Source organism: Bradyrhizobium sp. UNPA324 (genome assembly GCF_006658635.1).
GTDB classification, from domain to species: domain Bacteria; phylum Pseudomonadota; class Alphaproteobacteria; order Rhizobiales; family Xanthobacteraceae; genus Bradyrhizobium; species Bradyrhizobium nanningense.
Window position 1 is genome coordinate 6,869,830 of record NZ_LFJD01000004.1, and the last position, 21,153, is coordinate 6,890,982.

15 protein-coding genes are annotated in these 21,153 nt (G+C 64.6%); 7 read left to right on the plus strand and 8 right to left on the minus strand.

Annotation, left to right across the window (positions count from 1 at the left end):
* Positions 1 to 218: 218 nt before the first annotated feature.
* The 3 genes from UNPA324_RS32935 to UNPA324_RS32945 all read left to right on the plus strand — a co-directional run bounded on the left by UNPA324_RS32935 (position 219) and on the right by UNPA324_RS32945 (position 4,252).
* The gene (locus UNPA324_RS32935; protein WP_128919896.1) at positions 219 to 1,946 is read left to right on the plus strand and encodes a hypothetical protein; all 1,728 of its coding nucleotides are present in this window, start codon (positions 219 to 221) and stop codon (positions 1,944 to 1,946) included.
* 292 nt (positions 1,947 to 2,238) lie between these two features.
* Positions 2,239 to 2,964: a thermonuclease family protein gene (locus UNPA324_RS32940; protein WP_128919897.1), complete on the plus strand. Its 726-nt coding sequence runs from the start codon at positions 2,239 to 2,241 to the stop codon at positions 2,962 to 2,964.
* A gap of 100 nt (positions 2,965 to 3,064) precedes the next feature.
* Positions 3,065 to 4,252: a pyridoxal-phosphate-dependent aminotransferase family protein gene (locus tag UNPA324_RS32945; protein WP_128919898.1), complete on the plus strand. Its 1,188-nt coding sequence runs from the start codon at positions 3,065 to 3,067 to the stop codon at positions 4,250 to 4,252.
* A 177-nt stretch (positions 4,253 to 4,429) separates the two neighbouring features.
* On the opposite strand, the gene UNPA324_RS32950 is transcribed toward UNPA324_RS32945, so the two are convergent.
* Together UNPA324_RS32950 and UNPA324_RS32955 are read right to left on the minus strand one after the other, a co-directional pair.
* Positions 4,430 to 5,533 (minus strand): hypothetical protein, encoded by a 1,104-nt coding sequence (locus tag UNPA324_RS32950; protein ID WP_141938190.1) that lies wholly within the window; start codon positions 5,531 to 5,533, stop codon positions 4,430 to 4,432.
* The gene (locus UNPA324_RS32955; RefSeq protein WP_141938192.1) at positions 5,533 to 6,969 is read right to left on the minus strand and encodes an MBOAT family O-acyltransferase; all 1,437 of its coding nucleotides are present in this window, start codon (positions 6,967 to 6,969) and stop codon (positions 5,533 to 5,535) included. Before UNPA324_RS32955 ends, UNPA324_RS32950 begins: the two co-directional genes overlap by 1 nt.
* A 322-nt stretch (positions 6,970 to 7,291) precedes the next feature.
* Here UNPA324_RS32955 and UNPA324_RS32960 point away from each other — a divergent pair, with 322 nt between their 5' ends.
* A complete protein-coding gene (locus UNPA324_RS32960) occupies positions 7,292 to 9,397 on the plus strand; it encodes a S9 family peptidase (RefSeq protein ID WP_141938193.1) in 2,106 nt (701 codons plus the stop codon).
* 218 nt (positions 9,398 to 9,615) lie between these two features.
* Here UNPA324_RS32960 and UNPA324_RS32965 read toward each other — a convergent pair whose 3' ends face one another.
* From UNPA324_RS32965 to UNPA324_RS32990, 6 genes are all read right to left on the minus strand, one after another.
* Positions 9,616 to 10,707 carry an SMP-30/gluconolactonase/LRE family protein gene (locus UNPA324_RS32965; RefSeq protein ID WP_141938195.1) on the minus strand — a complete coding sequence of 364 codons (1,092 nt, stop codon included), beginning with the start codon at positions 10,705 to 10,707 and terminating at the stop codon, positions 9,616 to 9,618.
* 86 nt (positions 10,708 to 10,793) lie between these two features.
* On the minus strand, positions 10,794 to 11,513 hold the full coding sequence (locus tag UNPA324_RS32970) for a ribonuclease activity regulator RraA (RefSeq protein WP_141938197.1): 720 nt from the start codon (positions 11,511 to 11,513) through the stop codon (positions 10,794 to 10,796).
* Positions 11,514 to 11,637: 124 nt separating this feature from the next.
* On the minus strand, positions 11,638 to 13,374 hold the full coding sequence (araD, locus tag UNPA324_RS32975) for an L-arabinonate dehydratase (RefSeq protein ID WP_181769606.1): 1,737 nt from the start codon (positions 13,372 to 13,374) through the stop codon (positions 11,638 to 11,640).
* Entirely contained in the window at positions 13,371 to 14,231 is an 861-nt protein-coding gene (locus tag UNPA324_RS32980) for an ABC transporter permease (RefSeq protein WP_141938199.1), read from the minus strand. The genes araD and UNPA324_RS32980 overlap by 4 nt, the downstream gene beginning before the upstream one ends.
* A 10-nt stretch (positions 14,232 to 14,241) precedes the next feature.
* Complete coding sequence (locus UNPA324_RS32985) at positions 14,242 to 15,003, minus strand: ABC transporter ATP-binding protein (protein WP_141938201.1); 762 nt, start codon at positions 15,001 to 15,003, stop codon at positions 14,242 to 14,244.
* Positions 15,003 to 16,022, minus strand: coding sequence for an ABC transporter substrate-binding protein (locus UNPA324_RS32990; RefSeq protein ID WP_141938204.1), 1,020 nt, complete (start codon positions 16,020 to 16,022; stop codon positions 15,003 to 15,005). The genes UNPA324_RS32985 and UNPA324_RS32990 overlap by 1 nt, the downstream gene beginning before the upstream one ends.
* A 94-nt stretch (positions 16,023 to 16,116) precedes the next feature.
* Here UNPA324_RS32990 and UNPA324_RS32995 point away from each other — a divergent pair, with 94 nt between their 5' ends.
* The 3 genes from UNPA324_RS32995 (at position 16,117) to UNPA324_RS33005 (ending at position 21,001) form a co-directional block, all read left to right on the plus strand.
* On the plus strand, positions 16,117 to 16,833 hold the full coding sequence (locus UNPA324_RS32995; RefSeq protein WP_128919907.1) for a GntR family transcriptional regulator: 717 nt from the start codon (positions 16,117 to 16,119) through the stop codon (positions 16,831 to 16,833).
* Positions 16,834 to 17,010: 177 nt separating this feature from the next.
* Positions 17,011 to 17,430: a response regulator gene (locus tag UNPA324_RS33000; protein WP_128919908.1), complete on the plus strand. Its 420-nt coding sequence runs from the start codon at positions 17,011 to 17,013 to the stop codon at positions 17,428 to 17,430.
* On the plus strand, positions 17,408 to 21,001 hold the full coding sequence (locus UNPA324_RS33005) for a PAS domain S-box protein (protein WP_128919909.1): 3,594 nt from the start codon (positions 17,408 to 17,410) through the stop codon (positions 20,999 to 21,001). Before UNPA324_RS33000 ends, UNPA324_RS33005 begins: the two co-directional genes overlap by 23 nt.
* The last annotated feature ends 152 nt before the right edge of the window (positions 21,002 to 21,153 follow it).

The following is a 21,153-nucleotide window of genomic DNA, read 5'->3' on the forward strand; positions in this document are numbered from 1 at the left end:
TCTCCCGCCTCGATTTGTGCGTTTTTAGCTCCCCGGGCCGTCTGCAAGCCTCAATCATGCAGCCTTCGTGCCGGCTTTTTCCGTGACCTCCATCACATTTGTATTTCCTGCGAATCCGGGTAGCTTTTTCAACGACTTGCAGGGGGTGGCGCGTGGCTGGGAGCGCACTGGCCGGCCCCCGGCCAAACCCCGCCAAAGTCCCCGCGACCAGGTATTTCATGAGCATTCAATATTTTGCCGGCGCCGCCTGCCGGGCGCTGCTGGCGCCGAAGGACGGCCCCTCGCTTTACGATGTGTGCGATCCCGTATTGTCCGGCCGGGCCAGCGGCGATCCGCATCTGGCCAAGTTCTACAAGACCGCGCTCGGCAATCCCGCGCTGCGGGTGCTGCTGCGGCGGGCCGGGCTGCCCGAGCTGCGCGACGAGGCCAGGCTGACGGCGCTGCGCGAGGCGCTGGTTCGCGCCCGCGACGAGGCCGAACCCGACTGGACGGCGGTCGGCCAGCCGGTCGCCGATCTCGTCGACAGCATCGCGCTCGACCACCCCAAGCCGCCCCCGGCGATGTTCACCCGCTCGGCGCCGCCGCAGGCGCAGATCGACGGCGCAATCCGCGACTGCGCGCAGCATCTGCTCGGGTCCTACCGCAAGAACGGCTTTCTGCCGACCTATGCCGCCTTCAACTTGATCGGCGATCCCGATTTCCGCGGCCGCGAGCTGATCATGGCGCTCACGGGCCTCAACGCCCGCGGCTACAAGAATTCCTCGCTGCTGTTCAACCTCGCCCGCGTCTTCATCGCGCGCTCGCCAGCCCGGGCCGTCGTCAATCCGCCCTGGCGAGGGATCGCCGAGCCGATGTGGGAGCCGGTGCAGATCCGGCACCGCTCGGCCTATTACGACGCGTTCTTCATCGAAGCGCTGCTGAGCTACGGCGAGACCGGCCTCGCATCGCAGGCCGACAAGGTCGCGGCAGAGCGTGCCATCGCCGACATGGTGAATTTCTGCGTCAACATCAGCCGCGAAGAGGTCGAGGGGATCGACGGCGCGCGCTTCAACGTCGTCACTGCGCTGGCGCCCGCGCCGCATCCGCGCTTCTCGCGCTACTTCGCACAGATCAAGCAGGATCTCGGCTTTGGAATCTACGTGCCGGATTGCGACACCACGGCCTGCTCGATCTCGGCAGCGACGCAGGCCGGCTGCCTCGATCCGATCATCGACCAGCCGCTGCTCGACTTCTATTCAGGCTACCAGGTGCGCGCCGGAATCAACGCGCCGCGCGTGACCGTGCCGCTCAACGACAATATCGACTACGAGGGCGGGGTCGCGACCTGGATCGACAACCTCAAAGGCGAGCGTCCCTACGGCAACGATCTCGATCCGACGCTCAATCTCGACATTCTCGAGGTGAGCTTTCGCAACCTCGCGCGCTGGAAAATCTTGGAGACACCGTCGCGGCTCGCCACGGTGCATCGCATCATCGGCTTCCAGAAGCGGCTGGCCGCGAGCGGCGCCTTCGCCAATCCGCGCTCGCACATCTATTACCTGCCGGAACTCTACAGCGCCTATTTCGGCCGCTGCTATGCGGCCTTCCTGGCGCTGCCGCTGGCGGCGCAGGCCGCGATCGATCCCGCTGGCGATTTCGACTTCATCCGCCATCGCGTGCTGTCCTACGTCAAGGGCGAGCTGATGGCCGCGGAGATGAACGTGTTCGACGCGGCGCTGGCGCTGATCGCGCTCGGCCATCTCGGTGCCGACCCGCGCGCCTTCACACCGGCACTGAACGTGATCCTCAGTGCCGTCGGCGAAGGCGGCCGCCGCGGCCCGTTCCGCGCCTATGAGTGGAACAAGATGAAGACGCCGACGCGGATTTTGGTGGGCGGGCCGGAGGTGACCTCGGCGTTCGTGCTGATGGGACTTGCGGTGGCGAAGCGGGTGATGGCGCGGGGGTGAGATGGTCTCGGTGCTCCGGACGCAGCGCAGCGGCCCCGGCGATGCGAAGCATCGTCCGGTGCGGTGCGCTGCAGAGCCGGGGCCCATGCCTCCCCGAAATGTGTCTGTCAATTTCTGGGTCCCGGCTCTGCGGAGCGGCGTTGCACGCCGCACCGCGTCCGGGACACGAGGCGAGAGACCGTCGACCGATGACAGGAAGTTGAAAGCCCATCCGTCAGGCACAAGCTGGCCGACAGGCCAAAACCCGACCACAATTGCAGCGTCTATCGAGATTCAACACACGCGGACCGGCATGTTGCGAAAGATCCTCATTGCGCTGTCTCTCCTTGCATTGCCTTCGCTGGCCCAGGCCGCCGACATCACCGGCACGGCGAAGGTCCGCGCCGGCGATACCGTCGTGATCGGCAATACGCGAATCCGGCTCGGTGGCATCGACGCGCCCGCGATCGACCAGCTCTGCCTCAATACCAAGACCGAGCGCTGGACCTGCGGCGTCGCGGCGCGCGACGAGCTCGCCAAATACGCTGACGGCAAGAATTGGGTCTGCCATACGAGATCCATCGACCGGCGCGGCCGCACCGTGGCGCGCTGCGAGGTCGGCGGCGAGGACATCCAGAAATGGCTGGTGCGCAGCGGCTGGGCGCTGGCCTACACCCGCATGTCCCACGATTACGAAGCCGACGAAAAGGCCGCGCGTGAGGCAAAAGCCGGGATGTGGCAGGGGGCCTTCATCGCGCCCTGGGACTGGCGCGTCCGCAACAAGAAGACCGCCATCCTGGGCGCGACCAAGCCACCCGACGGGGCGCATGCGGTGCTGCTCGCCTCGGCCTCGGGACCGGTCGCCCCCTCCCCGGATTGCACCATCAAGGGCAACGTCAACAGCGCCGGCGAGTGCATCTTTCACCAGCCGACCAGCCGCTGGTACACCCAGATCAAGATGAAGATCAGCAAGGGCACCCGCTGGTTCTGCTCGGTCGAGGAGGCGGAAGCCGCCGGCTGCCGCGAGACGAAGCGATAACCAGACCTGCGTTTTACGTCCTTTTCTCAAACCCAAGCCGCGCGTAAAACGTGATTCAGCGACCCACCATCCTGTTCTCAAGCAACAAGGACTGACAGCAATGACCGTTCGCGCGGGCCGGGAGTTTCTGGCCATCCCCGGGCCCACCACGATGCCCGACGAGGTGCTGCGGGCGATGCATCGTCCGGCGATCGACATCTACTCCAAAGAGATGCTCGATCTGACCGAGAGCCTGCTCGGCGACATCTCGAAGCTGTTTGCGACCAAGGGCAAGTCCTACATCTACATCGCCAACGGTCACGGCGCCTGGGAAGCGGCGCTCAGCAACGTATTGTCGCGCGGCGACAAGGTGCTGGTGCTGGAGAGCGGCCGTTTCGCGATCGGCTGGGGCAATGCGGCAGCGCTGATGGGCGCCGAGGTCGAGGTGCTCAAGGGCGACTGGCGCCGCGCGGTGCGGCCGCACGAGGTCGAGGAACGCCTGCGCCGCGACAAGGAGCACACCATCAAGGCGGTCGTCGTGGTCCAGGTCGACACGGCCTCAGGCGTGCAGAACGACATCGAGGCGATCGGCAAGGCGATCAAGGCGAGCGGCCATCCGGCGCTGTACATGGTCGACACCGTGGCCTCGCTCGGCTGCATGCCGTTCGAGATGGACAAATGGGGCATCGATGTTGCGATGTCCGGCTCACAAAAGGGCCTGATGACGCCGCCGGGCCTCGGCTTCGTCGCCGCCAATGCGCGCGCGCTCGAGGTGCACAAGAAGGCCAATATGTCGACGCCCTATTGGAGCTGGAGCGAGCGCGAGGGCACCGAGAATTATCGCAAATATGCCGGCACCGCCCCGGTGCATCTGTTGTTCGCTTTGCGCAAGGCGATCGACATGCTGCACGAGGAAGGGCTGGAGAACGCCTTCCGCCGTCACAGCCTGCTCGGCGAAGCCGCGCGCCGCGCGGTTGCCGCATGGTCGGAAGGCCAGGTGCTCGGCTTCAACGTGGCGGAGGCCAGCGAGCGCTCCAACACCGTGACCACGGTGACCATGAACAACGGGCATGATCCGGCCGTGCTGCAACGCTATTGCAAGGACAAGTGCGGCGTGGTGCTCGGCACCGGCATCGGCGACCTCTCCGGCCAGGCTTTCCGCATCGCCCATATGGGCCACGTCAACGCGCCGATGCTGCTCGGCACGCTAGGCGTGATCGAGATCGGTCTGAACGCGCTGAGGATTCCGCACGGCAAGGGCGGGCTGGAAGCGGCGGTCGCGTATCTCGGCGACGAGGTGGCCGCGTAAGGCGCAAGCCACAAACTCCGCTGTCGTCCCTGCGAACGCAGGGACCCATACCGCGTGATTTATCGATGGGGCGTGGTCGTAGTACCGCGCCAACAGCTCTTCACTGCGAGTCTTCGCCAAACTGTTCCCTGGGGTTATGGGTCTCTGCGTTCGCAGGGACGACGGCGGTGTATTGGGCTACGGCTGCGGCACACGATACGCTTCGACCTGCGCTTTCAGCTCATTCAGCGACTTGAGCGGCGCTTTCGGATCAACCCGATACTCCCCGCTCGCCAGCCATCTCAGCACCATCGCGTCCACCAGCGGCGAATGGTGGATGACGTCACCGTAATTGTTGAGATCGTGCGTCACCGCTTTGATCGCGCGGAAATCGTGCAGGCGCACATTGGGCAGCTGGGTCAGGCGCTGCGCAACGCGTGCGGTGAGATCCGTGACGATCTTCAGCGTCTCGGGTGAGGCATCGCGCATCGCGACGAATTGCAGGATCGAATAGGGCGGGAGGTAGACGTCGAAGGTGACGCCGGGATGTCGCGCGATCAGGCCGATGGCATCCTGCTCGAAATGCCGGACCATGGCCTCATAATCGTAGCCTTCGCCGAGGAAACGGCTGCGCGCGGGATGAGTGATATAACTGAAGGCGGCAAGCGTCTTCTTCGCATTGTAGTCGCGCGCGACGTCGAAATCCCGCGGCAGCGCGTAGATGTCGTCAACGTCGGGCATCGCGAATTTGGCGGGCAGGAACGGCGCCGCCCGAGCCAGCGGCTGCCGCAATGGCGGAACCGAGCGCAGCAGCGCGAACAGGGATTCCTTCGCCATCGTGGCGCTGAACAGATAGGACGCAATGCCCTTCACCGTCCCGCGATAGAGGTCGACGGGCAGATAGGGATCGGCCTCGATGTCGGCGGCATCGACGAAGATGAAATCGTCCATCGCCCAGATCACGCGCCTGGCGCCGCGGTCGATGGCCTGCTCAAGCACGAAAGCCTGCTGGCGCGAGTTGGAGCCGGTCATCGCCAGCTTGAGCGAATGCACACTGAGCGCACGGTCGATGTCGCTCTGGCGGAAATGGATCGCGAGCGAGGTGCCCATGAAGACGGTGTCGAACGACTGGCTGCGGATCAACCCGGCATTCTGCACCCGCGTGTCGTCGGAATAGAGAGCGAGGCGCGAGGACCGAAACAGTTGCAGCGGATCGACGACGAAGGTGAGCGCCGCCGCCGCCAGCATGCACAGGATGCTGGCGAACAGAAGACGTCGCAATTGTGTGAACGCCCCGCGCATCAGAACCGGAAATAGATGAATTCGCTGTGGCTCTGGATGCCCATGAGCCCGAACGCGAGCACCAGCGACGCCGCATAGAGGAACAGCGGCCGCATCCGCCCTGCCTGCAGGGCTTCGCCGACCCTGCGGCCCGCGTGGTCGTATCCCATGATGCCTTGCGTGTTCGGCGCCAGCCACACCAGCGCGGCGTAGATGGCGATCATCACCAGCGCTGCGATCTCCTCTCGGTCGAAGACGATATTCGAGGGATCGGCCATGGCCTGGAGCACGCGCAGCGCCCATTCGACGCTCTCGGCGCGGAAGAACACCCAGGCGACGACGACCGCAAGGAACGTCAGCACGGCGCCTGCAATGCGGACAGGGCGCGCAAGCAGCGCGGGCACATCAGGCAGAAGCGCATTGAAGGCATGATTGACGCAGAGATACGCGCCGTGCAACGCGCCCCAGATGACAAAAGTCCAGGCCGCGCCGTGCCAGAGCCCGCCGAGCAGCATCGTGATCATCAGATTGACGTACCGCAGCACGCGCCCATGGCGATTGCCGCCGAGCGGGATATAAAGATAGTCGCGCAAAAATTGCGACAGCGTCATGTGCCAGCGGCGCCAGAACTCGACGATGCTGGTGGCCTTGTAGGGCGAATTGAAGTTCACGGGCAGGAAGATGCCGAACATCAGCGATATCCCGATCGCCATGTCGGAATAGCCGGAGAAATCGAAATAGAGCTGGAAGGTGTAGGCGAGCGCACCGCACCAGGCCTGGTCGAAGCTGGGCGAGCGCGCCTCGAAGGCGAGCGCGACCAGCGGCTGGATGCCGTCGGCAAGGCAGGTCTTCTTGAACAGGCCGACGGCGAAGATGATCACGCCGCACAGGATCAGATGCGCATCCGGATACTTGGTCTCCTTCCGCTCGAATTGCGGGATCATGTCCTTGTGGTGGAGAATGGGCCCGGCGATCAGATGCGGGAAATAGGTCACGAACAGCGCGTAATGCGGCAGCGCATAAGCCGCGACCCGGCCGCGATACGCATCGACCAGGAACGCGATCTGCGTGAAAGTATAGAAGGAGATGCCGACCGGCAGCAGGATGTGGACTGCGACATGCGTGCCGAACAGCGCGTTGACGTTCTCGGTGAGGAAACCGGCATATTTGAAGATGCCGAGCACGACGAGATCGCCGGTGACGCCAAGCGCGAGCACCGCCTTTCGCCGTGACGGCCCGAGCTTCGACGCGATCAGGAGGTGGCCGACACCGTAGTTGAACGCGATCGACAGCAGCAACAGGGCCACGAACTGCCAGTTGCCGATGGCGTAGAAGGCGAGCGAGGCCAGTGCCAGCCAGACCACCGGCGCGAGATTGCTGCGCCGCCCGAGCCAGAAATAGCCTGCTAGCACCAGGGGCAGGAACAGCAGGATGAACGGGTAGGAATTGAACAGCATCAGGCTGGACCGGCGGCGGGGATATGGTCCGTAAAGCATACACGGGGCCGATCAACAACCCGGCGATCTGGCGCGACATGCTGGCAATTCGTGGAATCGGGACGATATAAGAGCGACGTCTCTTCTCCCTCTCCCCGTTCTTACACGGAGAGGGTTGGGGTGAGGGGCCTCTCTCCGCGGATGAGATCGTAGAGAGACCTGTACCCCCTCACCCGGATCGCTTCGGACGATGCTCCGCATCGCCGAAAGCGAACCGACCTCTCCCGCAGGCGGGGAGAGATGAAGAAAGGACGCCGCGCGAATGAGATACAACGAGGATCGAGTGACACAGGCCAAAACACCTTCGAAGCCCCCCGTCGCCCCGCGCCGGCCGCATTCCTTCACGCGACACGGGATCACCGTGACCGACGACTATGCCTGGTTGAAGGACGCGAAATGGCAGGAGGTGCTGCGCGATCCCAAAGTGCTGGATCCTGATATCCGCAAATATCTGGATGAAGAGAACAGCTACACCGAGAGCCTGCTCGGCCATACTGCACCGCTGCAGAAGACGCTGGTGCGCGAGATGCGCGGGCGGATCAAGGAGGACGATTCCAGCGTGCCCTCGCCCGATGGTCCCTTCGCCTATTTCCGCCGGTTTCGCGAGGGCGGACAGCACGAGCTGTTCGGCCGCATGCCGCGCGAGGGCGGCGACGGCGATATCGTGCTCGACGGCGACGCGCTCGCCAAGGACCACAAATACTTCAAGTTCGGCGGCAGCCGGCACTCTTATGACCACAAGCTGCAGGCCTGGAGCGCGGACACCAAGGGCTCCGAATATTTTTCGATCCGCGTCCGCGATTGGACGACCGGCAAGGATTTCGACGATCTCGTCGAGGAGACCGACGGCGGCGTGGTCTGGGCCAAGGATTGCAAGAGCTTCTTCTATGTGCGGCTCGACGACAACCACCGGCCGATGCAGGTGTGGCGCCACAGGCTCGGCACCAGGCAGGCCGACGACACGCTGGTCTATGAAGAGCAGGATGCCGGCTGGTTCACCCATCTGCACGAGAGCACCAGCGGCCGCTTCTGCGTGATCGCGGGCGGCGACCACGAGACCTCGGAGCAGCGGCTGATCGATCTCGCCAACCCCGAGGCGCCGCCGCGCCTGGTCGCGGCGCGTGAGGAAGGCGTGCAATATTCGCTGGCCGATCGCGGTGACGAGCTGTTCATCCTCACCAATGCGGATGACGCCATCGACTTCAAGATCGTCACCGCGCCGCTTCTCTCGCCCGAACGCAAGAACTGGCGTGACCTGATCCCGTATCGTCCCGGCATCTACATCATCGACCTCGATCTCTATGCCGGCCATCTGGTGCGGCTGGAGCGCGCCAATGCGCTGCCGTCGGTCGTGATCCGCGATCTCGCCTCGAACGAGGAGCACGCCATCGCCTTCGACGAGGCCGCCTATTCGCTGGATACGATGGGCTCCTACGAATTCGAGACGACGAATTTGCGCTTTTCCTATTCGTCGATGACGACGCCGTCGGAAGTCTATGATTACGACATGGTCAAGCGCACACGCGTCTTGCGCAAGCGCCAGGAGATTCCCTCGGGCCACAATGCGGCCGATTACGTCACCACCCGCATCATGGCGAAGGCGCATGACGGCGCCGAGGTGCCGGTATCGATCCTCCATCGCCGCGGGTTGAATCTCGACGGCTCGGCGCCGCTGCTGCTCTACGGCTACGGCTCCTATGGCATGGCGATGCCGGCTTCGTTCAGTGCCAACCGCCTGTCGCTGGTCGATCGCGGCTTCGTCTACGCCATCGCCCATATCCGCGGCGGCGCCGACAAGGGCTGGGGCTGGTATCTCGACGGCAAGCGCGAGAAGAAGACGAATTCGTTCGACGATTTCGCGGCCAGCGCCCGCGCGCTGATCGCTGCGAAATACACCAGCGCCAAGCGCATCGTCGGCCACGGCGGCTCGGCCGGCGGCATGCTGATGGGCGCGGTCGCCAACCGGGCCGGCGAATTGTTCGCCGGCATCGTCGCCGAAGTGCCGTTCGTCGACGTGCTCAACACCATGCTCGACGACACGCTGCCGCTGACGCCGCCGGAATGGCCGGAATGGGGCAACCCGATCGAGAGCGAGAAGGATTTTCGGACGATCCTCTCCTATTCGCCCTACGACAACGTCGCCGCGAAAGACTATCCGGCGATCCTGGCGATGGGCGGCTTGACCGATCCGCGCGTCACCTATTGGGAGCCCGCCAAATGGATCGCGCGCCTGCGCGCCACCATGACCGGCGGCGGCCCGGTCCTGTTGCGCACCAACATGGGCGCCGGCCACGGCGGCGCCTCGGGCCGGTTCGACCGACTCGACGAGGTCGCGATCGTCTATGCGTTCGCGCTGTGGGCGGCGGGGATGGCGGAGGCGGGGGTGTAGCGATAGCCGCAGCTGTAGTGACATGCTCCGCTGTCGTCCCTGCGAACGCAGGGACCCATACCGCGTGATCCTTCGAGGGAATGCGGGGAGCAGTACCAGGGAAGACCTTAGCTGCAAGTCTTCGCCAAACTGCTCCTTGGGGTTATGGGTCCCTGCGTTCGCAGGGACGACGGCTGAGTTGTGGGACGATTTACCGCCCCACAGGACATCGCTTCAGCTCACACCGCCCCGTGCGCCTCGACATACAGCGCATACACCGAATGGCTGCTCGCCATGTAGAGGCGGTTGTTCTTGGGACCGCCGAAGCAGAGATTGGCGCAACGCTCGGGCAGCTTGATGAAGGCGAGCGGCTTGCCGTCCGCGTTGAACACCATCACGCCGTCGAGATCCTCCGGCTTGGCCTTGAGCTGAAACACCTTGCGGCCGCCGATCTCGGTCGGCTCGGATTGCAGCGCGCCGTTGGAGCCCCAGCCGCACCAGAGATTGCCGTCGCGATCGACGCGAAAACCGTCGAGCGAGCCCTGGTCGGCGGCGTCGATCAGCTTGGTCTTGCCGCTGAGCGCGCCGTCGTCGCCGACACTGTAGCTCCAGATGCTGCGGTTGGGTGTGCCCTTCCATTCGACGACGTAGAGCTTCTTCTCGTCAGGCGAGAAGGCAAGGCCATTGGGATTGACGAGATCGGTGAGGACGGCGCTGATCTTGCCGTCCTTGGCGATGCGATAGACGTTGGTGGTGGCCTGCTCGGGCTTCTCCTTCTTGCCTTCCCACTCGCCGTTGATGCCGAACAGCGGATCGGTGAACCAGATGCTGTCGTCCGACTTCACCACGATGTCGTTCGGCGCGTTCAGCCTCTTGCCTTCGAACTTGTCGGCGAGCACGGTGATCTTGCCGTCTTTCTCGGTGCGGGTGATGCGGCGGGTGACGGAGTGCTCGCAGCTGACGAGACGGCCCTGGCGGTCGCGCGCATTGCCGTTGGCGTAGTTGGCATTGGCGCGGAACACGCTGGTCTGCCCGGTCTTCTCGTCGAACTTCATGATCCGGTTGTTGGGAATGTCCGAGAACAGCAGGTAGCCGCCTTCGGGAAAATAAGCGGGGCCTTCGGCCCAGCGCATGCCGGTTGCGACCTGCTCGACTGTCGAGGAGTAAAGCCGATACTTTGCGAAGCTCGGATCGAGGATCTGGACGGCCGGATCGGGATAGCGCTGGTTCGGCGCGAACGGAAACGACTGGGCGCAGGCGGCGCGGGCCAGAAGCGTGGACGCCGCAGCTGCGCCAGCGCCGGCTAGAAGATTGCGTCGCGTGAGATTCATTGGAGTCCTCCCTTTGCAATGTAAGGGCAATGTAAGGCCGGCGCTTGCTGCGCCGGCTCGTTTGTCGTCTTGGAGCCGTGCTGGCGTTAGCGACCGTTCTTCTTCCGCCATTCCGCGAAGTCGATGAGCGTCTGCGGATCGGTCGCGGGATAGAGGCCGAAGATGCCGCGGCCCTTGCCGACCTCCTCCGTGACGAAGTCCTCGAACGCGGTCATCTCGAAGGTCTCGTTGGCGATCTCATCCGCAAGATGCGCGGGGATCACGATGACACCGTCGGCATCGCCCAAGATGACGTCGCCGGGAAACACCGGCGCGTCGCCGCAGCCGATCGGGACGTTGATCTCGATGGCCTGGTGCAGCGTCAGATTGGTCGGTGCGCTGGGACGGTGGTGGTAGGCGGGGATGCCGAGCTTGGCGATCTCGGCCGAGTCGCGAAAGCCGCCATCAGTGACGACACCGGCGACGCCGCGCTTCATCGAGCGCGTCACCAGGATCGCGCCGGCGGAGGCCGCGCGGGCGTCCTTGCGGCTGTCCATCACCAGCACGGCGCCCGGCGGGCAATCTTCCACCGCCTTGCGCTGCGGATGTGAGCGGTCTTTGAAGACCTCGATGGTGTTGAGATCCTCACGCGCCGGCATGTAGCGCAAGGTGAAGGCCTCGCCGACCATGGTCGGCTGGTCGGGGCCGACGGGATGCACGTCCTGGATCATCTGGATGCGCAGGCCTCGCTTGAACAAGGCGGTGGCGACCGTGGCCGTGGAGACGGATTTGAGCTTGGTGCGGGTGGCTTCGGAAAGTTTGGACATTCTCTCACTCTCTCCTTCGTCATTCCGGGATGGGCCGAAGGCGCATGCCCGGAATCCATACTCACGATCGCGGTTATGGATTCCGGGCTCATCGCTTCGCGATGCCCCGGAATGACAGGTGGGGTTAATAAATCGACGGCTCGCCGATCGGCGCGCCGAAATCGGTCTCCAGGAAGTCGAAGTCGCAGCCGTCATTGGCCTGCTTGATGTGTTTCGTGAACATCCAGCCATAGCCGCGCTCGAAGCGGCGCTCGGGCTGCTTCCAGGCAGCGCGGCGCTTGTCGAGCTCGGCCTCGGGAACGTCGAGATTGATGGTGCGCGCGGCGACGTCGAGCGTGATGCGGTCGCCGTTCTGCACCAGCGCCAGCGGGCCGCCGACATAGGATTCCGGCGCGACGTGCAGGATGCATGCGCCGTAGCTGGTGCCGCTCATGCGCGCATCCGAGATGCGCACCATGTCGCGCACGCCCTGCTTCACGAGCTTGGTCGGGATCGGCAGCATCCCCCATTCCGGCATGCCCGGGCCGCCTTGCGGTCCCGCATTGCGCAGGATCAGAATATGATCCTCGGTAACATCCAGGTTGGGATCATCGACAGCCTTCTTCATCGACGGATAATCGTCGAACACCAGCGCCGGGCCGGTGTGCTTGAGGAAGCGCGGCGCGCAGGCGCTCGGCTTGATGACGCAGCCGTCGGGCGCGAGATTGCCCTTGAGCACGGCGAGCGCACCTTCCTTGTAGATGGGATTGTCGATGCCGCGGATGACGTCGGCATTGTGCACTTCGGCGCCCTCGATGTTCTCAGCCATCGTCTTGCCGGTCACCGTGATGCAATCGAGATGCAGATGCGGCTTGATCTGGCTCATCAGCGCCGGCAGGCCACCGGCGTAGAAGAAGTCCTCCATCAGATAGGTGTCGCCGCTCGGCCGCACGTTGGCGATGACGGGCACTTTGCGGCTGGCCTTCTCGAAATCGTCGAGCCCGATGTCCTGGCCGGCGCGGCGGGCCTGCGCGATCAGGTGGATGATGGCATTGGTCGAGCAGCCCATCGCCATCGCGACCGCGATCGCATTCTCGAAGGCTTGCCGGGTCTGGATCGTCTTCGGCGTCAAATCCTCCCATACCATTTCGACGATGCGGCGGCCGCATTCAGAGGCCATGCGGATGTGGTTGGCATCGGCGGCCGGGATCGAGGAGGCGCCGGGCAGCGTCATGCCGATCGCTTCGGCAATCGCGGTCATGGTCGAGGCCGTGCCCATGGTCATGCAGGTGCCGTAGCTGCGGGCGATGCCGGCTTCGATGTCGAGCCAGTCCTTGTCGGAGATCTTTCCGGCCCGGCGCTCGTCCCAATACTTCCAGCCGTCCGAGCCGGAGCCGAGCGTCTTGCCCTTCCAATTGCCGCGCAGCATCGGGCCTGCCGGCAGATAGATCGCCGGGATGTTCATCGAGGTGGCGCCGAGCAGCAGCGCCGGCGTGGTCTTGTCGCAGCCGCCCATCAGCACCACGCCGTCGACGGGATGGCTGCGCAGCAATTCCTCCGCGTCCATCGCCAGCAGGTTGCGATAGAGCATCGTGGTTGGCTTCAGCAGCGATTCCGACAGCGACAGCGCCGGCAGCTCCAGCGGCAGGCCGCCCGCCATCAGGATGCCGCGCTTGACGTCGTTGACGCGCGACTTGAAGTGCATGTGGCAGGGCTGCGCATCCGACCAGGTGTTGAGGATCGCGATGATCGGCCGGTCCTTCCACTCCTCCGGCGCGTAGCCCATCTGCATGGTGCGGGAGCGGTGGCCGAACGAGCGGAGATCGTCGGGCGCGAACCAGCGCGCGCTGCGGAGCTGATCGGGTGTTTTCTTCTTGGTCATGATTGGGTGCCCCATTTCTGGACCGTGTTCCGCTCGATGGCGCGGAAGATCAGGTTCTCGACAAAGAGCCCGATGATGATCACGGTCAAGAGGCCGGCGAACACGGCGGGTATGTCGAGCAGATTGCGGTTCTCGAAGATGAACCAGCCGAGCCCGCCCTGGCCCGAGGACACGCCGAACACCAGCTCGGCCGCGATCAGCGTGCGCCAGGCAAAGGCCCAGCCGATCTTCAGGCCGGTGAGGATCGACCCGAAGGCGGCGGGGATCAGAATCTTGGCGACATAGGGCAATCCGCGCAGGCCGTAATTGCGGCCGACCATGCGCAGCGTGTTGGACACACTCTTGAAGCCGGAATGGGTGTTGAGCGCCACCGGCCACAGCACGGAGTGAATCAGCACGAAGACGAGACTGCCATTGCCGAGCCCGAACCAGATCAGCGCGAGCGGCAACAACGCGATCGCCGGCAGCGGATTGAACATCGCCGTGACCGTCTCGAGGAAATCGGTGCCGATCCGGGTGGAGATGGCCAGCACCGTGAAGATCGCCGCCAGCACGATGCCGGCCGAATAGCCCATGAACAGCACTTTCAGGGACGTCCAGGCCCGCATCGGAATGGTGCCGTCCTTGACACGGTCAAACAGCGTGATCGCCGTGTCGTGCAGCGTCGGAAACAGCAGGGGATTGTCGAGAGTGACGCCGTAAGCTTCCCAGACCGCCGCCAGGAACAGGATGATCACGCTCTTGCGAACGAAGCCGTCGTTCCACAACAGCTCGGCGACGCTGAGCTTGCGCTCGACCTCACCCGTGCCAGTGGCGGCGACCGACGCGTCACGCAGCAGAATCCTTGCCTCGCCCATGAACTGCTCCTCAATGCCCGGTGGCTTCGCCGGCGAACAGGAGATCGTGGATCTCCTTCTCCAGCCGGCCGGCACTGCCGTCTTCGTTCGAGACCTTGTCGACGTCGATTACCTCGGCCTTGACCCGGCCGGGATGCGGCGACAACAGCAGGATGCGGTTGCCGATGCGGATCGCCTCCGCGATCGAATGGGTCACGAACAGCACGGTGAATTTCGTCTCGCTCCAGAGCTGGAGCAGCTCGTCCTGGCAGGTCCGCCGCGTCAGCGCGTCGAGCGCGGCGAACGGCTCGTCCATCAAGAGGATGTCCGGCTCCATCGCCATGCCGCGCGCGATCGCGACGCGCTGCTTCATGCCGCCCGACAGCGTGTGCGGATAAGCGTCGACGACGCGGGTGAGGCCGACCTTCTCGATATAGGCGCGCGCCTTCGCCTCCGCGTCCCTGCGCGACAGCTTTCGCGCGGTCAGCAGCGGGAACATGACGTTGGCGAGCACGCTCTTCCAGGGCAGCAGCTGGTCGAACTCCTGGAAGATCATCATGCGGTCGGCGCCGGGACCGTGGATCTCACGGTCGCCGATCGTCATGCGTCCCTCGCTCGGGCTCATATAGCCGCCGACGGCCTTGAGCAGGGTCGACTTGCCGCAGCCGGAGGGACCGAGCAGCACGAAGCGGTCGGACTTGTCGACCGTAAAACTCACCCTCTCCGTGGCGGTGACGACGGCGCTGGAGGTCTTGTAGCGCAGTGTCACCCCACTGACGTCGAGCAGCGCCATCAATTGCCCTTCAGATCGTGCGCGACGGGCAGATAATAGTCCGTCCACGCCTTGGGCTGGCTCTTCAGCGTGCCGGTCTTGAACAGATGGGCGGCGAATTTCATCGTGCCCTGCGGCTCGAGATTCCACTCCATCATGCCGGGCTCCTTGAGGAGAGCGAGCAGCTCCTCCACCGAGGTCTTGTCGCCGGTGATCTCCTTGTAGATCTCGACCGCCTGCTTGGTATCGCTGCGGATCAGATCCTGCGCCTCCTTGGTCGCATCGCGCACGGCCTGGATGATCTTTGGATTGGCGTCCGCGAACTTCGTCGTGGTGAAGAACTGCGCCTGGCTGAGCGGCCCGCCCATCACATCCGGCGATGACAGCACGATATGCGCGCCCGGCACGTTCTTCAGCTCCAGGAAGGTGAACGGCGGAATCGAGAAATGGTTGTGCACCTCGTGCTTGGGATTGGACAGCGCCGCATAGGCGTCGGGATGGCCGAGCTGCACGGTGTTGGCATCGAGCTTCGACCATTGATCGGCGCCGAACGCCTCGGCGGCCGCGATCTGCAGCACGATCGCCTGGGTCGAGACCTTGACGGTCGGCACCGCGATCTTGTCGTTGGGCCCGAAATCCCTGATCGACTTGATGTTGGCGTCGCGGCTGATCAGCGTCATCGGCTGCGCCGAAGTGGCGACGATGCCCTTCACGCCGCCGCGGGTGCGGTCCCACAACAGTAGAAGATTGCCGGTGCCGGTGTTGAGGATGTCGACCCCGCCCGCGAGCAGCGCATCGGTCTGCGCGCCGCCGCCGGAGAAAGTGATCCATTTGGTGGTGACGCCTGCGACGCCCAGCGAAGCTGCGTGCTTCTCGATCAGCTTCAGCTTCTCCATGATGTGGCTCGGCATGTAGAAGATGCCGGGCTGGCGTGACAGCGCGATCTCGGACTTCTGCTGTGCTCGCGCCGGCGAAGCGGCCAGCACGGTTGCAACGATCAGGGCAATGGCGGCAACGCCACGCTGAAATGGCTTGATCATAATTGTTCGTTTCCTCCGGCCGCCATTGACGAGCGATCCTGCTGATGCACTAATGCATTAGTGCATCAAAGGCAAGCCCGCCGGAGCTCTTCGCATGGAAACCGCCCATCCCGCGCCCCGCGCGACCGCCCGCCGAGGGCCGCGGCTGGACCGGGCCCGGCAGGCCGCGCCGCAGGTGTTCGAGCGGCTGCGCAACGCCATTCTCGCGCTCGAACTGCCCCCGGGCTCGCCGCTGTCGCGCACCGAGCTTGCGGCGCAATTCGGCGTCAGCTCGACGCCGATACGCGACGCCCTGATGCGGCTGGAAGAAGAGGGACTGGTCGACGTATTTCCGCAGCACGCGACCGTGGTCAGCCGGGTCGATGTCGGCCGCGCCGAGCAGGCGCATTTCCTGCGCCAGGCGCTCGAGCTCGAAATCGTCCGGCTGCTCGCGGAGCAGCACGACCAGGCCCTGGTCCTCCGCCTCGACCACGCCATCGCGCTTCAGCAGCAATTCGCCAAAGTCGGCGATTTCGCGAGCTTTATCGCCGCCGACAATGATTTTCACGCACAACTTTATGCCGCGGCCGGCAAGCAGGAGCTGTGGGCGCTGGTGCGCAGAAGCAGCGGACATATCGACCGGCTACGCCGGCTGCATCTGCCCTCGCCCGGCAAGGCCCAGAACATCCTCCGTCACCACAGACTGATCGCTCGCGCGATCGAGGCCGGCGACGCCGATGCCGCGCAGCAGCATTTGCGCAAGCACTTGTCGGGCACGCTGAGCGAGCTCGACAAGATCCGAAGCCACTACCCGGAATATCTGACCGACTAGGCGGGCTTATGCACGCAACCGTGCATAAGCTTGCCGGATCTTCGGCTTAGGCGAGCGTTCACCGGACATTCGCGAAGTGCTTGCAGGCCGGGCGGAATCCGCGCAACAATTTCATCTTTGATGGTTTGATGTGCGACCGGGGTGGGAATGCCCGATCCGGCGCGGAGGAATCCAGACGTGGCCAACATCCTGATCGTGGATGACGACCCGGCCGTTCAAATCACGATCCGGCTGCTCCTGGAGCGGGCCGGTCACCACGTCACCGTCGCCGGCGATGGCAGCAAGGGACTTGCGCTGTTCGAGGCCAGCCGGTTCGATTTGCTGTTTCTGGACATCTTCATGCCTGGCATGGATGGGCTGGAGACGATGCGTCACGTCCGGGCGTTAGCCCCGGCCATTCCGATCATCGTCATTTCCGGCCGCTCAGTCACGCCGGATGCCTATGCGGAGCCCGATTTTCTGAAGATGGCGACCAAGCTCGGCGCGGTGGCAAGCCTGCAGAAGCCATTCCGGCCCGGCGCACTGCTCGCCGCGGTCGATGGCTGCCTGAAGGCGGGCGAGCCGGAGGGGTCCGATGTCAGCTCCGGCCGCCGATAACGAGGGCTACTCTGCTTCAGGCCAGATCGGCCGCGATCATCCGGGAAGTTCTGCGAGCATCCGCATGACGCTCGCCACGCGGCTGGCGATCGCGATGATCCTGCTGGTGGCGGTCACCGTGGCCGCGGTCGGCTGGCTGGGCTATCGCAACACCACGCAAGCGGTCATTCCGCGCGTGTTGGAGCGGGTCGAGGCCCAGTCACGCCTGCTCGCGACCAGTCTGGAATCCTATGTTGCCGGAGCCCGCGGCGATCTGATCGGCTATCGCTCCGCCGCAGCCATCAACGGTCTGATCCGCGCTCACATCGGCGGAGGAATTGACCCTTCCGACGGCGTCTCGGAGCAAACCTGGCGCGAGCGCATCGCCACGCGGCTCGCGGCCGAGATCGAGGCCAAACCGATCTACGGGCAGTTTCGAATCATCGGCCTTGACGACGACCAGCGCGAGCTGGTCCGCGTCGACCGCTCTGGCCCGAACGGCGCGGCGCGCGTCGTCCCCGACAGCGAGCTGGAACGCAAGGGCGACCGAACCTATTTTCAGGACACGATACGGCTGGCGCCGGGCGATATCTACGTTTCGCCCGTCGAGCTCGCGACCCGCCAGGGCGGCACCACGGCCTTGCACATTCCGACGCTGCGAGTCGCGACGCCGCTGTTCGCGCCGGATGGCAAGCCGTTCGGTATCATCATCGCCAATATCGACATGCGTCCGGCCCTCGAGCACATCCGCGGAACGGCGACCTCAGGTGGAGGGATTTTCGTCGTGAATTCGCGCGGCGACTATCTCGTTCATCCGGATCGCGCGCGCGAATTTCGCGCATTGCATGACCGTCCCAACGACTGGCGCAAGGATTTTCCTTATTTCGCAGCTTTGGCCGGCACGCTGGAAGTTTCCACACGGCTCATGACCGACGGGTCTGGCCGGCCGAGCGGGGCGGCGATTGCGCCGGCGCTGCTCGCGGGCAAGGAATGGATCGCCATCATCGAGACGATTCCCGCGCCCGTGTTCGGCCTCGTACCGGCAGCGATCCAAAGGACGTCCCTGCTGGTTGGCATATTGGCCGTTCTCGCCGCAGCCGCGCTTGCGGTGCTGCTGGCGCGCTCGCTGACGCGTCCGATCGGCCGCTTGACCGCGGCGGTCCAGGCGATCGGCAGCGGCCGTCCGGCGGATATACCCGTCGATGCCAGCGGTGAGACGGGCGTGTTGGCGCGGGCCTTCGCGCAGATGGTCGAGGAAACCCGGGCGAAAACCGCGGCGCTCGAACGCGAGATCGAGGAGCATCGCCGCACCGAGGCCGCGCGCAGCCATCACGCGGCGCGCGAGCAATTGTTCAGTGCTGCCGTCGAATCATCCGACGACGCAATCGTGACGCAGTCGCTCGATGCCATCATCACGGGCTGGAATCCGGCCGCCGAGCGTCTTTATGGCTATTCGGCGGATGAGGCGATCGGCAAGCCCACGTCAATCATCGTTCCGCCCGACCGCAGCGCGCATCGCAAGGACTATCTGGCGCGGATCGCCCGGGGCGAGCCGATCGAACGGTTCGAGACGGTGCGCCTGCGCAAGGACGGCACGGCGGTCGAAATCTCACTGAGCCTGTCGCCGATCAAGGGGCCGTCGGGCGAGATCATCGGTGTCTCCGGGAGCGCGCGCAGCCTCACCGACGCTCGCCTGGCCGAGCGGCAGCTGCAGCAGCAGCTCGAAGAGCGCCGGCAGATATTCGACACCTCGCAAGACCTTATCATGGTCATGGATGCGCGGGGCCATATCGCGCAGATCAGCCCGAGCAGCGAGACCATCCTCGGCTACCGCCCGGACGAGATGATCGGCCGCAGCGGCGCCGACTTCATTCATCACGATCATCTGGAGCACGCCCGCGCCGAGATGCGCGCGCTGCGCCACGGCGAGCGCGTCAAGCTCGCCGACACGCGCTGTTTGCACCGGAACGGACATGAGGTCTGGCTGTCGTGGATGGGCAGCTGGTCCGAGCAGGCGCATCGCTTCTTCTTCGTCGGGCGCGACATGACGGAAGCACGGCTCGCGCAGGAATCGCTGCGCGAGAGCGAACGGCTCGCCCGCAATATCGTCGAAACCTCGCTCGACGCCTTCATCCAGACCGACGAAACCGGCAGCATCCTCAACTGGAACTCGCAGGCCGAGCAGCTGTTCGGCTGGCGCCGCGAGGAGGTGCTCGGCAAGAGCACGATCGACCTCATCGTCGCCGAGAGCGAACGCGAGAGAGTAAGGGCAGGTCTGAAGCAGTTCCTGAAGGACGAGGGCGGCAGGACGCTGAACCGCCGCCGCGAGCTCATCTGCCGCCGCCGCGACGGCAAGGAATTCAAGGCCGAGCTGAGCGTCACCGCGCTGAAGCGCCGCGAAGGCCTGTTGTTCAACGTCTTCTACCGCGACCTCACCGACAAGATCGCCGCCGAGGAACGCATCCGTCATGCCGAGAAGATGGAGGCGGTCGGCCAGCTCACCGGCGGCGTGGCGCACGATTTCAACAACATCCTCACCGTCATCACCGGGACGATCGAAATCCTTGCGGAGGCCGTCGAGAAGGAGCCGCAGCTTGCGGCCATCACGAAGATGATCGACGAGGCGGCCGCGCGCGGCGCCGATCTGACCCAGCACCTGCTCGCCTTCGCGCGCAAGCAGCCGCTCCAGCCGCGCGAGATCGACATCAACTCGCTGGTCGTCGACACCGCGAAGCTGTTGCGGCCGACGCTGGGCGAACAGATCCAGATCGAATCGGTGTTCGAGGACGAGAATTGCGTCGCGATCGTCGATCCCAACCAGCTTACCACCGCGATCCTCAACCTCGCGCTCAACGCGCGCGATGCCATGCCCGGCGGCGGCAAGCTGATCCTGGAGACCGGCGCCGCCTATCTCGACGAGGTCTACGCCAGTGCGAACGATGTGCCGCCGGGGCACTACGTGTTGATCGCCGTGAGCGACACCGGCACCGGAATCCCCGCGAACATACTGACCAGGGTGTTCGATCCCTTCTTCACCTCGAAGGGACCAGGCAAGGGCACCGGACTCGGGCTGTCGATGGTCTACGGCTTCATCAAGCAGTCCGCGGGCCACATCAAGATCTACAGCGAGGAAGGCCACGGCACCACGATCAAGATGTATCTGCCGCCCGGCAAGACGCCGGCGCCGGCCGGTGAGGGCGTGACGCCGGCCACGATCGAGGGCGGGCACGAGACGATCCTGGTGGTCGAGGACGACAGGCTGGTGCGCGACTACGTGCTGGCGCAGCTGCATTCGCTGGGTTACGTCACCTTGCAGGCCGCGAACGCCGCGGAGGCGCTCGCGATCGTCGCCGCAGGAAAGCCGTTCGACCTTCTGTTCACCGACGTCATCATGCCCGGCAAGATGAACGGACGGCAGCTCGCCGACGAGCTGATGAAGACGCGGCCCGATCTCAAAGTGGTCTACACATCAGGCTATACCGAGAATGCGATCATCCATCACGGCCGGCTGGATTCCGGCGTGATGCTGCTGGCCAAGCCCTATCGGAAATCGGATCTGGCGCGGATCATCCGCAAGGCGCTGAGCGGGTGAGACGCGCTTTCGTGTCCCAGACGCACTGCAGCGCGTAAGCGCTGCAGTGCAAAGCCGGGACCCAGAACTTTGAGCCGTGAAGTTGGAGAGATAGGCCCCGGCTCAGCGGCGCATCATTTCATGATGCACCGCGTCCGGGGCACGAGAACATT

Bases quoted from the DNA above. Each gene is read 5' to 3' on its own strand.
- UNPA324_RS32935 (WP_128919896.1), top strand. From the start codon at position 219: ATGAGCATTCAATATTTTGCCGGCGCCGCCTGCCGGGCGCTGCTGGCG.
- UNPA324_RS32940 (WP_128919897.1), top strand. From the start codon at position 2,239: ATGTTGCGAAAGATCCTCATTGCGCTGTCTCTCCTTGCATTGCCTTCG.
- UNPA324_RS32945 (WP_128919898.1), top strand. From the start codon at position 3,065: ATGACCGTTCGCGCGGGCCGGGAGTTTCTGGCCATCCCCGGGCCCACC.
- UNPA324_RS32950 (WP_141938190.1), bottom strand. From the start codon at position 5,533: ATGCGCGGGGCGTTCACACAATTGCGACGTCTTCTGTTCGCCAGCATC.
- UNPA324_RS32955 (WP_141938192.1), bottom strand. From the start codon at position 6,969: ATGCTGTTCAATTCCTACCCGTTCATCCTGCTGTTCCTGCCCCTGGTG.
- UNPA324_RS32965 (WP_141938195.1), bottom strand. From the start codon at position 10,707: ATGAATCTCACGCGACGCAATCTTCTAGCCGGCGCTGGCGCAGCTGCG.
- UNPA324_RS32970 (WP_141938197.1), bottom strand. From the start codon at position 11,513: ATGTCCAAACTTTCCGAAGCCACCCGCACCAAGCTCAAATCCGTCTCC.
- araD (WP_181769606.1), bottom strand. From the start codon at position 13,374: ATGACCAAGAAGAAAACACCCGATCAGCTCCGCAGCGCGCGCTGGTTC.
- UNPA324_RS32980 (WP_141938199.1), bottom strand. From the start codon at position 14,231: ATGGGCGAGGCAAGGATTCTGCTGCGTGACGCGTCGGTCGCCGCCACT.
- UNPA324_RS32985 (WP_141938201.1), bottom strand. From the start codon at position 15,003: ATGGCGCTGCTCGACGTCAGTGGGGTGACACTGCGCTACAAGACCTCC.
- UNPA324_RS32990 (WP_141938204.1), bottom strand. From the start codon at position 16,022: ATGATCAAGCCATTTCAGCGTGGCGTTGCCGCCATTGCCCTGATCGTT.
- UNPA324_RS32995 (WP_128919907.1), top strand. From the start codon at position 16,117: ATGGAAACCGCCCATCCCGCGCCCCGCGCGACCGCCCGCCGAGGGCCG.
- UNPA324_RS33005 (WP_128919909.1), top strand. From the start codon at position 17,408: ATGTCAGCTCCGGCCGCCGATAACGAGGGCTACTCTGCTTCAGGCCAG.